We start from the raw sequence: 13488 nt of genomic DNA, 5'->3' as shown, positions 1-13488 counted from the left end.
AAAAACTAATTCATTCGTATCTTGTTTCGAATCGCCCCCACACGGATGTGGCCAACCAACATGAATCAAACGACCTCACACCGCTACAAACGATCCACGACTGACCCTCGAGTTGGCTTCACGGTCCTCGAGTTACTTGTCGTCGTGGCGATCATTGGTGTCTTGATCGCTTTACTAATGCCCGCCATCGGCTCCGCTCGAGAGGCGGCTCGACGATTGCAATGCACCAATCATCTGCGTGAGATCGGGCTGGCGATGCAGAACCATCATTCCACCGAGAACAAGCTGCCCGTTGGTTGGAGTTTTTCGCCCGGCAACACATCTGCTTACGGTTGGGTCGTGCCACTGTTGCCGTATATCGAACAAGGTGCATTGGCGGAACAGATTGACAGAAAGCGACCGCTGAACGATCCGCGACATCAACTCGCCCGATCGACATCGTTGGACTGGATGCTCTGTCCGTCCGATATCACCGAACCGTTCTTCACGCTCTACCAAGACGACGAAGAGCACGACGAAGGGGAATCATTCAGCCCCATCGAAAGATCGGTTGCGTTGATGCAATTGCCAACCGCCAACTACGTCGGAATCTTTGGAACCATCGAAGCGGACGATTGCACTCCCGCACCTGTGGGTGACGGAGCCTTCCTGGAAAATCACGCGACGCGTTTCCGCGATTTCCAGCGTGGAACCTCTCACACAATCATCGTTGGTGAGCGAACGATGGCCCAGGTTCCATCCACATGGATCGGCGTCAACTTGGCGGGCGAGGACGCAGCGGCCCGTTTGGTCGGCTCTGCACTGGAAGGCATCAACAATCCCTTGGCCGACGAGTGTGATCACTCCAGCCGTCATCCGGGCGGAGCGAACTTCTTGTGGGGTGATGGTCATGTAACCTTCGTCACCGAAAACGTTGACCTGCACGAGTATCACCGCTGGGCCAAACTTCGAGAGTAGCCATGCATTTCGCTTTGCGACCGGATGTTTTGCCACCACAAGCTGAAAAAACAAAGTCTCCAATCCACGTTCCTCACTGAAATACCAACTGATGCCACGATCGAAAAAGCGAGTTGAGCTGACCAAGTGTGAAGCTGAAGTGATGGACGTTGTCTGGGACAAAGGCAGCGTTACCGTCAACGATGTCGTCGACACCATCGATCGCGAACTCGCCTACACAACGGTGCTGACGACGATGAAGATCTTGGAAGATAAAAAAATCGTCCGCCGAGGAAAGAAAATCGGCCGCGCGTTCACCTACACCCCAAAAGTTTCGCGAGAGCAAGTCCAAGAAGGCATGGTGAAATCGCTCGCCGACCAGTTGTTTGGTGGGTCCATCCGTTCGCTTGTCTTGAATCTACTTGAATCCGACGCCGTCTCGCCGGATGACATCGAAGCGGTCAAAAAAGCCGCCGCGAAACTCGGGGATTCGTGATGGATCTTCGATTTGCATTTGAAGTCGGAAGCACGTTGTGCGTCCAAATCACGATTGTCATTGCGTTGACTGCCGCATTGCAACGCTGGGTCGTGGACGCACGCTGGGGATGCCGACTCTGGACAACTTGCTTCCTTTGCATCATCGGATTGGTCGCCGCAGCACTGCTGCTTCCCCATCGCCGATTGTTTCACTTCCCCTTCACACCCTCGCGTGAAGCGATGCTTGAAATCGTAGTTTGGCAAACCCGAATCGCGATGGGGTTGTTGTTGGTGTGGACGGCGGGCGTCGCCTGGTCCCTCGCGCAGCGGTGCTGGCTATGCGTCCGCTTGCTGCATTTTCTAAATTTCGAATGCGATCGGATCGATGCAGCGGAACTACTCAAAGCAACTGAGGTCTCATCAGACGAGGATCGCGAACTGTCCATTTTTGTCTCTGACAAGATCCAAGGACCATTCTGCTGGCAATTGCACCGCCCCGTCGTTGTGCTGCCATCGTTCATGGTCAGCGAACATCAAACGGGAGACGCAACCCTTCGCCACGTTCTGCTTCACGAACTCGAACACCTCCGTACTCAGCACCCGATGCAGCATTTCCTGCAAGGCATTTGCTCGACGATCTTTTGGTTTCATCCAATGGTTCGGGCTGCGGCATACCATGCTGAATTGACACGCGAATTCCTGTGCGACGAAACTGCGGCCACCACGATCGGAAAGTTCAGTGTCTATCTGAGAACCCTGGCCAAAGTCGCCGAACAATGCCGCCGAGTCTCCTGCGATGGTGCTCCAATGGGAACACTCGCCTTTGGAAACAATGACAGCACTTTGATTCGCCGCAGCAAACGACTGGTGATGCTTGCGGAGAGCAAACCGCGTGAAGCTCATTGGCGGCCTGTCCTTTCACTCTGCATCATCTTGCTCTGCACGACGCTCGTGCAACAACTTTGGTTGCCAACCAACGTGATGGCGTCGCAACGAAGCGATTGGTCCCCGTGGCCAAGATGGACCGCGAAAGCATTGCATCAATTCAATCTGCAGGTCCGAGACTTCGAGTCATTCGAAGATCGCGTGCAGATGCACGAACTGCTGACGGAAGAAGACTGAACGAAAATCGCAACGTCGTGGAACGGTCCACCGACTTTCCTCCCTTCCAATCCCGCACGCTCACTGAGTCCACAACTCCCATGCTTCACAAACCTAACTACTAAACCCTTACGACTTCCGTCTGCAGTCATCGCCACCAAGCAATGACAACCACCTACCGTTAATTACTAAACCACAGTACAAAGGAGTGCACGGATGCACGCTATCGAAACCAGTCATGCGTCAACCGCTGACACAGCCAGGATGATCGCGAAGACTCGCCGGACGCCGTCCATCACCCTGATACTGCCGGCTTACAACGAAGCGGAAGTGATCGCCGACGCAATCATGGAAGCTGATTCGGCGCTTTCGTCAATCACGCATCGATACGAAATCATCGTTGTCGATGACGGAAGTTCTGACGCGACAGCCGAGATTGTTCGCGAGTTCGCAAAGTTCATTCACTCGTTGCGATTGATCCAGCACCCACGCAACCAAGGTTACGGGGCGGCGATTCGCTCCGGTTTCTCCGCGGCACAGTGTGACTTGGTTGCCTTCACCGATGCGGACTGTCAATTCGATCTGACCGAATTGGATCGTTTCGTCTTGCTATCGGAACGCTACGACGTCGTTTGTGGCTATCGCATCGACCGGAAAGATTCGTCGCTAAGGTGCCTTTACTCGAAAGTCTACAACCTGCTCGTTCGAGCGATGCTCAGCCCCGGGGTTCGTGACGTCGATTGCGCTCTCAAGATGTTTGATGTCAACGTCGCCAAGAAGTTGCGGATCACCGGGGACGGCTTCCTTGTCAATTCAGAAATGCTGACCCAGGCAAATCGCCTTGGTCACAGCGTCGTCGAGGTTGGCGTCTCGCACCGACCACGCACGCTTGGCCAAAGCACGGTCTCGATCAAGCACATTCCAAATGTACTCACGTCGCTGGTGCGTTACTGGTGGAACGAAGTCCAGTTCCCGACCCAAACCCTCATGGATCGCCGGAATTCAGAAACAAGATCCTCAGGCTGTTTTGGCCTGAACCCGAGCTGGTTGCAAATTGGACTGATCTTCATTGCGGCAGTGTTCATGTTTGCCAACCTCGAGTACCCGCTCATTGATCGCGACGAAACAAGGTACGCGGAGATCCCTCGGGAAATGATCGCAACCGGCAACTGGGTTTTGCCGCAACTCAATTTCGAGACCTACTACGACAAACCACCCCTGCTGTACTGGCTGTGCGCGATCAGCTTCCAGTTGTTCGGAATCAGTGAAGCATCCGCCCGCTTCGTTCCCGCTCTCGCGGCGATCTGCACTTTGGCCTCCACCATGTTCTTTGGATCGCGGCTCTTCGGACGAACGGTCGGACTATACGCTGGCGTCGTGCTGATGCTTTCGGTCGGTTTCGCATTCACCAGCCGCTACCTTTTGCTCGACGGCGTGTTGGCACTCTTTGTTTCGCTTTCGCTGTTCACCTCGCTGGAGGCGATTCGAAATCCGACTGCGACTGTTGGCAAGGGTTCATTGCACCTCGGGTGGTGGATCCTTTCAGGCGTTTGCATTGGCTTGACATTCTTGACCAAAGGACCGATCGCGATCGTGCTTTGGCTTCCACCCGTGCTGGCAATGACTTGGGTATCCGAAGCTCACGCACGCCCAAGGTGGTGGCACTACGGAGTTCTCGGTGGCGTCGCGTCCATGATCGCTGCACCTTGGTTTCTGATGGTGCACCTCGAAGACCCCGCATTTTTGAACGAGTTCTTCTACCGACACAACATCGCAAGGTTCGCCGGCGAGTTCCATCCCAAGCCCATTTGGTATTTCCTGCCTGTCCTGCTCATCGCCGGTCACCCATGGTCCTTTCTAACAATCCCCTATGCCAAGTTCTTGCTGAGCCGCGACGAAAGGTCTCGCCGCCAACGACCTCCTGCCGTCGGGTATCTGCTGCTGTGGAGTGGTTGGTGCTTCACGTTTTTTTCTCTGTCGAGTTGCAAATTGCCCACCTATCTTTTGCCCGCCGCTCCGGCACTGGCGTTGCTGGTCGGCCATTACCTTCACACCGTACTCGCCGATGCAAGTCATCCTGAACAGCACTTCTTTGCTCGATTCTGGTCCGCACGTTCGGCAACGGCGACCACTTGTTTTGCAGGCGTCGCATTTGTGATCTACGTGATGATCTACACCGACGACGCCACCGTCGTGCTGTTCGCTTGGGCGATGCTGTGGGCCGCTCTGTTGATTTCGTCCTTGGTGCTGATGGCGGATCGACATCAGGTCCGAATCGCTTGGGGAACTTCCTCCGTGGTCGCTTTCCTGTTTGCGGTCATGGTCATGCACCAGATGATTCCCGCGTACAGCCGATCCCAAACACTCTTCGGAGCATCCTCTCCAGTGGCGAAGCAACTCGGGGTCGACGAATCCACACCGATCGCAACCATCGAGCACGAATTCTCCGAAGTGCCCTTTTATCTCAACCGAGCGAACATCGCTCACTTCGCCCGCCTGAGAGACCAAGGCATCAAACGCTTCCTGCTTCGAAACTCGAACTGCATTTTGATTGTTGATTCGCACATCGCCATTGAATCGCTGCGAGATCAACTGCCCGCCAAAAGCAAAATCGTCCCGCTGCTTCAACGTGGCCCAGCAACGCTCTACCGAGTCAGCACCGTCCCGAACGTGGACCAACTCGCTCAACGAGAAACGCGTTCGAGATGAATCGCTTCTTGAAAATGCTCCAGCGCTGCCTTCGACTCAGGCCCATTCAGCCGTGCGCATTTGGCGCCAGCGATCGGTCAGACGTTGCATTGATCATTTCCATGGCAGAGCAACTGGAAGCACAACAACGATAAAACATTCCCAGATCCAGCAGAATCAGTAGGCTGTTAGTCAACGCACAGTCATCAGACACAAGGATCGAAGCATGCAGGTCATCACAACCAGTTGGCAGTTTTGGGCATTCATGTCAGCCTTGGCGGCAGCACTCACCGCCATCTTTGCCAAACTTGGCGTGAAGGGCATTCCACCTGACGTCGCGACCTTTGTGCGAACAATCGTGATCTTGTGTTTCGTTGCCATGATGTTGCTCGCAAGCGGCCAGATCGGCGAAGTGAAAACACTTTCTAAGCGTGCAGTCGGTTTCCTCATTTTGTCTGGGTTGGCGACCGGTTGCAGTTGGATTTGCTACTTCCGAGCGTTGGACATTGGCCAAGCCGCACAGGTCGCCTCCATCGACAAACTAAGTGTGGTCCTGGTCGCTGTGATCGCGGCATTGTTCCTCAGCGAACGCCTTTCATTTGTTGGCTGCTTGGGAGTGGGATTGATCACCGTGGGGGCCATCCTGATGGCAAGCGGCAAGTAAAAAGCACTTGCTTGAGTGAACCATCGCGACAACGCAATTTCTTGCAGGACGGGGCGAGATTTTGCAGTCGATTGGATTCGCCGAACGCGGGCGAGGCTTGGCCAAGTTTGATTCGAACAATTCGCGGGAGATCAAAAACGCCGCAGAAACCGTTGAATCGGAAGTCCCCTGAGAAACTTTGGCAGACCGTCTCGTCGGTTGGTACGACGCGTGCTTTTCCGGGTGCATCCAAGATCACTTCCGATCTTGTTCCGTGTTTCACTCTTACAAAGGAAAAGGCAATGTCCCCACTTGTCCGTCGCATGATTGCAATCGCTTCGCTGGTTGCCGTATTGACTGCAACCGGAGTCGCTTCCGCCAATCCGACCCATTCTGTTATCGACCGTCGCCAACATCCAAACGTTGGCTACTTCGAGCACACCACCACCCATCACCATCATCATGCGTCCGTGCCGTTGCTGCGACGCTTATTTCGTTGAGCTTACGTAGAGGCTTCGGTTTGACGCCCGAGCCATCCGGCGAAACGCTGGTCAAGATCATTGCGAAACGGAATCTTCCGTTTCGCAGCTCGCCTGGAGATCGGAGAATGGCGACTCATTCAATCCAAGCGATTCGAATGAACAACCATCTCACTGCAAGTCGTCCGCGACAATGGAAGCATGCCGTTCAACAATTGCCAGCAGTGTCGTCGTCTCTTTCATTTCCTGGAACCAACGCATCGCATTGAGTCCGCAGGAAATTGGCCGAGTGATTTGGACTCGCTTTGTCCAGAATGTCGACGGATGATCCTCCACAGCCAAGATGGCTCCAAAGCAGCCGAGGACAAACCAGTCGAAGGCCAGTCAGAAGATACAAAACGCTTTGACTGAGAAGAGTGAATAACCGGCCGTGGGTTTCCGCTTGCGATAGCGGTGCCGTACGGAACCGTTCGGAATCAAGTTCGGCTGTAGCGGAGCGGCGCGAACCGCCCGGTGTGTCACCGGAGGGCTCGCGCCCTTCCGCTACCTTTTGAATCCCGAAGTTGTTTCCGAATGGTTCCTAATCGGGAAGAGTTTGACGAATTGTTCGTCAGGTTGGTTCGCCTAACTTCCAGGCGGGAAGATCAGTCGGATCGGTCTGACAAAACAGTTCTTCCGAGGCCCCTTCTCTTCGGCAGCGACCGCGCGAACTGTTTGAGCAGTTCGGCAGGAACGATCGGGCATCACTATGTGATGCCGTTTGGGCGTTAGCTTGGACTGAGCACTGTTTGGTCCTGACAGCGTTTTAAGCTGCGGAGGGTTTGTTCCTCGACTTCGCCCCAACGGGGCAGCCCTACGCCAGCCCAGGGCAACGCCCTGGGTTGTGGCGGGACCAAGAATACAAAGCCCCAACGGGGGCGGTCCTAGCGGGTTTTGGGGAGTCTTTCTTAGGGCCGTCCCGTTGGGACTTGTGTCGGAATCTTCGTCACGAACCCCCAGGCGATGCCTGGGGCTATTTTAGAACTGCCCCGTTGGGGCGGAGGAAAGAGCAGAAACCAACAACGCTTCTTCCGCGTCAACACAAAACACTCAGCACTCCAGCGTTCGCCCCGGTTGGACGTGGAAGCAATCAAGCTTGCCAAGACATTTCAAATGCCGAAAGACTCATGCCGACCTGTTGCGGGTGAAGCAGGCACGCAGAAATGATTGGGTTTCACCTTTTGAGCCGTTTGTGCGTTAGCCCCGATTTTGCGTGGGAACCGCAGCGAACGCCAAACGGCTTACATACCTGATAACACCGGCGTACCTGCTTAAAATAAAATGGCTTTCACCAACATCGGCCATTCGCTCCATCCACCAATGAGTCAGTACCTTGCTAGACGACTCCGATCTTTTCGGCGATGTGAGCGGATCCGACAGTTCCATTGGCTGTGGAGGGCTCATATTCACATTCGTCCTCGCTGCATTCCTGTTCATCATCGTTTCGGTTTGGATGTCGTGAGAGCATTTTCTTCTTGCCAAGTTGCATCGCCCCAGGCGGATTCCAATTCGCCCAGATCCGCGTCGATCAAAAACACCTCCGCACCCAAACCCACGTGATCTCGCACGCAACCGGTGCCGGCCGCCGGAGCAGGCACGCCTGACATCCTAGATGGCTGAGAAAGCGTTCACACAACTTTTTCATTTCAATACGCTCGCCAATCTGCGGGAACTGCCGAATTCGCACCAGAGATCTTCGCCCTATTTGAAATGAGGCATGCCGATCGCAACGCTGTATCGCTGTCATCTCGCCGTTGGCCCGTGAACGGTGCGTTGACGTTGCCTGATCGGCACAAAATTGAGTATCTACCGTTCAGTTCGCGATAGACGCGTTTCCGGCCCAAATCGCACCAAGTAGACTGAAGGGGTCGATTTACTCTCTCTCTTCGTTTCCGTGTTGTTCAGTGGCTACTGCCCAGCAAATCAAATCGCTTGTACGCAGCTTTACCGCAGGTGACGAGGAACACTTCGTTACTGTTGCGTTGCAGATCGCTGCAAACTCGGCAAAGAAGGGCGATGGGAAACTAGCGAAGGAATTGCGGGATCTCGTTGACGAAGTCAAACGGCGTCAAAGTCATGATCGGCAATCGAGTCCCGTTCCGATCGCTCGTCCTTCGGGAGATCTCGCGGGTTTGTTGGCTACCAGCTTTCCCAAGACCCGATTGTCAGAAATGGTGCTGTCGAAGGAAACTGTTACCCCGCTCTCACGTGTCATCCATGAGTACCGCCATCAAGAAAAATTGCGCAGCCATGGGTTATCGGCTCGTAGAAAGTTGCTATTGGTCGGTCCACCGGGGTGTGGGAAAACGATGACCGCATCCGCCATTGCTGGCGAATTGCATCTGCCCTTGTTTTCAGTACAGCTTCACGGGCTGATCACGAAGTTCATGGGGGAAACCTCTGCTAAGTTGCATTTACTCTTCGAAGCGATGCATTGCACACGCGGTGTCTATTTTTTCGATGAATTCGATGCCATTGGAGGTCATCGCGGCGCATCAAACGATGTTGGCGAAGCTCGCCGCATTCTCAACTCCTATTTGCAGTTTTTAGAACAAGACGATTCAGATAGCTTGATTCTGGCGGCAACCAACTTTGCGGGCATGTTAGACGATGCGTTATTTCGCCGTTTCGATGACGTGGTCCGTTACTCGCGGCCATCACAGCAAGAAGCAGAGTCTTTGATCCGCAATCGCCTTCACGCGTTCCTCCCCTCTCGTGTGGGTTGGAACAAGATACAATCTGCGGCAGAGGGGCTTAGTCACGCCGAGATCGCTCGGGCCTGCGACGACGCCGCGAAGCAATGTGTGATCGACGATCGAACGAAAGTGACGACCAGTCAGTTAGCGGCGGTTCTGAACGAACGTCAGTTAGCTCGATCGCCGAATGAATAATCTTCTCGTTGATTGAGTGAGCTGGGGTCAATGGCATCGTTACCGCACCTGTTCCCTAGAGGAACGGTCAAGAGGGAAGACTACGTCTATCCACGCGAGGTTAAAGGTAGCCGCGCCTTCAACGGACCTCCGCGGGACCGCATTCCCCACTCCAAAGACTTGATCCGACAAATCAAATCCATTGAGGCGGCCGGCGAAGAAGTCAACGATAAGCAAAACGTCGACAGGACCGACGCAATCCGTGGGAAAGTTCTCGAGTTCTCCGGAGCTGTAGGATTCGATTTAAAATCGGATAGTCTTGGTTATCGTACGAGCCGCATCGAACTTCGATCCGTCCGACGCGATGAAGACGGAAGGATCCACGCAACGGTATTTGTCCCCGATGGACAAATGGGGTTCTTTATCAAGCGATGCGAACAATATGCGACAGAGTTAGTACTACAGCGCTAAGTTTTGGGCCATCGGCATCGTGTGATGCTTTCGGGGTCGATACCGAGTTCGGCGTATCTGTCGAGCTTCGTTTGCGTATGGCTGATGCGAGCCGCTACGTTGCGTGATTGATGGTAGTTGATCCGTGAGGCGACCTGATCAAGCAACATGCGACGACTCTCACGAGGGAGTGACCAGCTGACAACGATTGCGTCGACCGCGTCGCGAATTTGCTGAATTGTCCACTCCGGATTTTTTTTCCCGCTCCTGCTGGCAGGTTTGCGAAAGAAACAGATAGCTCAACGACGTGATGATCAAGTGGCGTTTCAGACCCAAATATCGGCGCCCCTCGTAACAGTCTAAGCCGACCTCTTGTTTCTGATCCTCGAAACAACGTTCCACTCGCCATCGCTGAAACGCAACCTGTAGCAGCATCGCCATCGAAGCGAACTCGCTCGCGTTGCTGACGAAGAATTTCAGTTCGCCGTCAAGCACGTTTCTCGCGACCACCAACCACAGAGACAGCCCCGGTAGTCCGTCGCTGCCTTTGAGTGTGACGCGAACCCGCTTGGCTTCCCAGATGATGGGACCTTTCTCGCCGTCTTTGACGCGGTAGCGTTTCCAGCGTTTCGCTTTCATCGCTTCGCCGTGCCAGAACACTGTTTCAACACTTCGCGGCGAACTTTCCCCGCTCTTGACGCGGGGTGTCTTGCGACCTCGGCCGCGGCCGCCCTTGCGATAGGGCTGCTCGGTCACTTCGGGATGCTTCTCCCAAACCGAAAACGTTCGCGGCACTTCAAGCACAAACTTCTGATCGCGGTCGGCAAGAGCTTCCAGGAATCCAGGTTTACCGCCGTAGCCTTCGTCAGCGGTTAGCCAAGGATATTCAATCCCCTCCTCCTTACTGCGATCAAGCAATTCCAACGCGATCTGCCACTTGGGGCGATAGACCATCTCATCGGGAATGCCGGCGGCGGCACAACGCTCGCGGTCGTTACTCCAGCTCTCGGGGAGGAACAGTTCACCATCGACCATGCAGTGAAAGTCTTCGTTCGCCGCAGCCAGATGAACCGTGACGATACAGTTCTCCTGCTTGCCGACTTTGCCGCACCACTGTCGTTGCACGCCAGGCGTTTTGTCGCCCTTCTTGACGTCGCTGGTTTCGTCAATGATCGCGACAGTGTTCTTGTTGACATGCTCATCACGGACGATGTGGATCAGCCTCCTGCGAAGTCCATCTTCGTCCCACCGATGCTGGGCGATAAATTCCTGCAAGGTTCGCACCGGTGTACCGGCTTGCAACGCAATCGGCTCCACACTCTTGGCGTCCAGGTCGGAAAGTTGACCACGGACATAGGTCGTCAAATGAGCCCTCGTGTCGCTTCGTCGAAAACAATCGCCAAAGCGAGCCAAGTAAGCATTTAACCGATCTTCGAGTTGTTCCAGTTCAGCGACATCCATGCCAAGCTCTCCGTGCAGCAAACAAAATCTCCAGCTGCTATTCTCAGCGAAAAGCCCGGCCCTCTACAACACCATTTAGCGCTGTAGTATTAGGGTCGGGCAAAAAACCGCGTCCAAGGCATCAAGACTTGATCGAAGGCATCAGCCAGATTCGCCTCGCGTCCTTAAAGTCGTTTTGGAGTGACGCAGGAAGCTTTCCTGCCGAGGAAGATATTGAGTATTGGTGGGAGTTATGGCTTAGCAGCGAGAACGAGCCCGAAGTCGCTAGTCTTTTTCAGGCCGACGCTCAATCCCTCGGGATAACGGTTGCGACCGAAAAGCTCCGTTTTCCCGAACGGATGGTGGTTCTTGCGAGGGCATCCGCCAATCAACTGAAGTCGATTCCGAATCTATTTGAACATCTGGCAGAAGTCCGGCTTGCGAAGCTGTTGTCCAGTGAGCTTCTCGAATTACCGGCAGTCGATCAGGCCGAATACATCGACGAAGCTCTAGAAAGAATCACCGTTGCAGTTCCTGCGTCGCCATCCGTTTGCCATCTAGATACGGGAGTCAATCGCGCGCATCCGCTATTGCAGCAATCGATCGACGAAAACCATGTCTTGACGGTCAATCCCAGTTGGTCGGCTTCTGATCGCGTGGGGCACGGAACGGAAATGGCGGGCATCGCTCTTTATGGCTGCCTAACAGAAGTCTTGAACCAAACACACGTGATCTCTCTTAGCCACCGTATTGAATCCGTTAAAATCATGGGATTGGGTACAACATCCGATCCAGCGTTGTGGGGCGCAATGACACAGCAGGCGGCTAATCGGATTGCCATTGCTTCGCCCGAGAACAACTGCCGTAGCTTCTGCCTAACGGTAACGGCGCAAGCCCGGGATGAGGGCTATCCATCATCGTGGTCCGCTGCGATCGACCAATCTGCTGCAGCGATGGATGAAGAGAGTAGTCATCGGCTCTTCATCATATCGGCAGGGAACTTGTCAATTGAGCAGCGTCGAGAATATCCCGATCGCAATTTTGTCGAGGGAATCGAAGATCCGGGACAAAGCTGGAACGCGATCACGGTCGGTGGCTACACCGAGAAACAGTCGATTCGCCAAAGCGGTCTCGAAGAATGGGAGCGTCTTGCCGTGGGCGGCTCGCTGAGTCCTGCCAGCCGAACGTCTCGAATCTGGGAGGACAAGAGTTGGCCGATCAAGCCTGAGATTGTGATGGAGGCAGGCAACATGCTTCGAAACCCAACCACCGGCGATGCCGACTTTGCCGACGATCTTTCGCTACTAACCACTCGACTTGATCATAACGGAAGCTTGCTAACCACGACGGGTGATACGAGTGCCGCCGCCGCTTTGGCGTCGCGGTTTGCCGCACGATTGTGGGCTGAGTACCCACGCTTATGGCCAGAAACGATTCGTGCGTTGATCGTCCATTCGGCAACTTGGACCGAAGCCATGCACCAGATGGTTCAAGGTACAAGTCGGGAAACGCTCTTGCGAACCTTCGGATACGGGGTTCCCAACTTCGATTCGGCTTCGCGAAGTGCCAATCATTCGGCGACAATGATCATCGAATCACAAATACAACCGTTCGTTAAGACGACCGCGAGGGTCAAAACGAAGGACATGCACTTTCATCGATTGCCATGGCCCAGCGAGGTTTTGGCAGACCTTGGCGAAGCAGAAGTTCGACTGAAGATCACCCTGTCTTATTTCATCCAACCGAGTCCCGGCCGTCGTGGCTGGACCAAGAAACATCGCTACCAATCCCACGGACTGCGTTTCGATGTGAAGCGGCCCGCCGACACTGACGAAGAATTCCGAAAGCGTCTAACAGCGTCCGCTCGCGAAGAGGATGAAGGCTACCAGTCAGATCGGGATGACCGGAAATGGGTGATGGGGCGAAACCTTCGATGCAAAGGCTCGGTGCACAGCGACACGTGGATCGGCACCGCCGCAGATCTCGCAGCCGCCAATCTTGTTGCCGTTGTGCCGGTCACAGGATGGTGGAAAGAACGTCCTCATCTGGGATATCATGACAGCGAGACGCGGTACGCGTTGATCATTTCGATTGAAACCGACGACGTCCAGACAGACCTCTACACGCCGATCGAAAACGCGATTGCCATCTCGACGATCATCTAAAAAAGCGTGACTGATGAGGCAGAGAAAAGTGTGCTGCTACCGAATTGGCAGCTTAGTCAGTTGCCGTGGATGGGCAAGTGTGTTGGGGAAGAAGCGAAAGAGGTGCAGTGAACTCGTCGCCTGCCATTCGAGATGTCAGACTGGCGTGCTCCGTTGGCCGACTTCGGTGTAGCGAGTTGGTGGCAGCCAAGACGGAACGA

10 protein-coding genes are annotated in these 13488 nt (G+C 54.5%); 8 read left to right on the top strand and 2 right to left on the bottom strand.

Annotated features, from left to right (window positions below; translation table 11 throughout):
* Positions 1-60 precede the first annotated feature (60 nt).
* The 6 genes from RB_RS27425 to RB_RS27400 all read left to right on the top strand — a co-directional run bounded on the left by RB_RS27425 (position 61) and on the right by RB_RS27400 (position 6345).
* Entirely contained in the window at positions 61-957 is an 897-nt protein-coding gene (locus RB_RS27425; RefSeq protein WP_231846049.1) for a DUF1559 domain-containing protein, read from the top strand.
* 91 nt (positions 958-1048) lie between these two features.
* The gene (locus RB_RS27420) at positions 1049-1432 is read left to right on the top strand and encodes a BlaI/MecI/CopY family transcriptional regulator (protein WP_007331759.1); all 384 of its coding nucleotides are present in this window, start codon (positions 1049-1051) and stop codon (positions 1430-1432) included.
* Positions 1432-2535, top strand: a complete 1104-nt coding sequence (locus tag RB_RS27415; RefSeq protein WP_011124103.1) for a M56 family metallopeptidase — start codon at positions 1432-1434, stop codon at positions 2533-2535. Before RB_RS27420 ends, RB_RS27415 begins: the two co-directional genes overlap by 1 nt.
* 195 nt (positions 2536-2730) lie before the next feature.
* Positions 2731-5223, top strand: coding sequence for a glycosyltransferase (locus RB_RS27410; protein ID WP_011124101.1), 2493 nt, complete (start codon positions 2731-2733; stop codon positions 5221-5223).
* 205 nt (positions 5224-5428) lie between these two features.
* A complete protein-coding gene (locus tag RB_RS27405; protein ID WP_011124099.1) occupies positions 5429-5866 on the top strand; it encodes an EamA family transporter in 438 nt (145 codons plus the stop codon).
* A 281-nt stretch (positions 5867-6147) separates the two neighbouring features.
* A complete protein-coding gene (locus tag RB_RS27400; RefSeq protein WP_164921257.1) occupies positions 6148-6345 on the top strand; it encodes a hypothetical protein in 198 nt (65 codons plus the stop codon).
* A 1454-nt stretch (positions 6346-7799) separates the two neighbouring features.
* Here RB_RS27400 and RB_RS27390 read toward each other — a convergent pair.
* Positions 7800-7961, bottom strand: a complete 162-nt coding sequence (locus tag RB_RS27390; protein WP_164922620.1) for a hypothetical protein — start codon at positions 7959-7961, stop codon at positions 7800-7802.
* A 573-nt stretch (positions 7962-8534) separates the two neighbouring features.
* Here RB_RS27390 and RB_RS27385 point away from each other — a divergent pair.
* Positions 8535-9254, top strand: coding sequence for an AAA family ATPase (locus RB_RS27385; protein WP_231846048.1), 720 nt, complete (start codon positions 8535-8537; stop codon positions 9252-9254).
* A 609-nt stretch (positions 9255-9863) separates the two neighbouring features.
* Here RB_RS27385 and RB_RS27380 read toward each other — a convergent pair.
* Complete coding sequence (locus tag RB_RS27380) at positions 9864-11144, bottom strand: IS701-like element ISRba4 family transposase (protein WP_076611259.1); 1281 nt, start codon at positions 11142-11144, stop codon at positions 9864-9866.
* A gap of 128 nt (positions 11145-11272) precedes the next feature.
* On the opposite strand from RB_RS27380, the gene RB_RS27375 reads away from it, so the two are divergent.
* Positions 11273-13288 carry a S8 family peptidase gene (locus tag RB_RS27375; RefSeq protein WP_231846047.1) on the top strand — a complete coding sequence of 672 codons (2016 nt, stop codon included), beginning with the start codon at positions 11273-11275 and terminating at the stop codon, positions 13286-13288.
* Positions 13289-13488 lie beyond the last annotated feature (200 nt).

Origin of the sequence: Rhodopirellula baltica SH 1, from assembly GCF_000196115.1 — a bacterium.
GTDB classification, from domain to species: Bacteria; Planctomycetota; Planctomycetia; order Pirellulales; family Pirellulaceae; genus Rhodopirellula; species Rhodopirellula baltica.
The sequence above is the reverse complement of the archived record's forward strand: the minus strand, read 5'-3'. Positions and strand labels throughout refer to the sequence as shown.

Coding starts and splice junctions, on each gene's coding strand:
- RB_RS27385 (WP_231846048.1), top strand. CDS start 8,535: ATGGTGCTGTCGAAGGAAACTGTTACCCCGCTCTCACGTGTCATCCAT.
- RB_RS27415 (WP_011124103.1), top strand. CDS start 1,432: ATGGATCTTCGATTTGCATTTGAAGTCGGAAGCACGTTGTGCGTCCAA.
- RB_RS27400 (WP_164921257.1), top strand. CDS start 6,148: ATGTCCCCACTTGTCCGTCGCATGATTGCAATCGCTTCGCTGGTTGCC.
- RB_RS27405 (WP_011124099.1), top strand. CDS start 5,429: ATGCAGGTCATCACAACCAGTTGGCAGTTTTGGGCATTCATGTCAGCC.
- RB_RS27410 (WP_011124101.1), top strand. CDS start 2,731: ATGCACGCTATCGAAACCAGTCATGCGTCAACCGCTGACACAGCCAGG.
- RB_RS27420 (WP_007331759.1), top strand. CDS start 1,049: ATGCCACGATCGAAAAAGCGAGTTGAGCTGACCAAGTGTGAAGCTGAA.
- RB_RS27380 (WP_076611259.1), bottom strand. CDS start 11,144: ATGGATGTCGCTGAACTGGAACAACTCGAAGATCGGTTAAATGCTTAC.
- RB_RS27425 (WP_231846049.1), top strand. CDS start 61: ATGAATCAAACGACCTCACACCGCTACAAACGATCCACGACTGACCCT.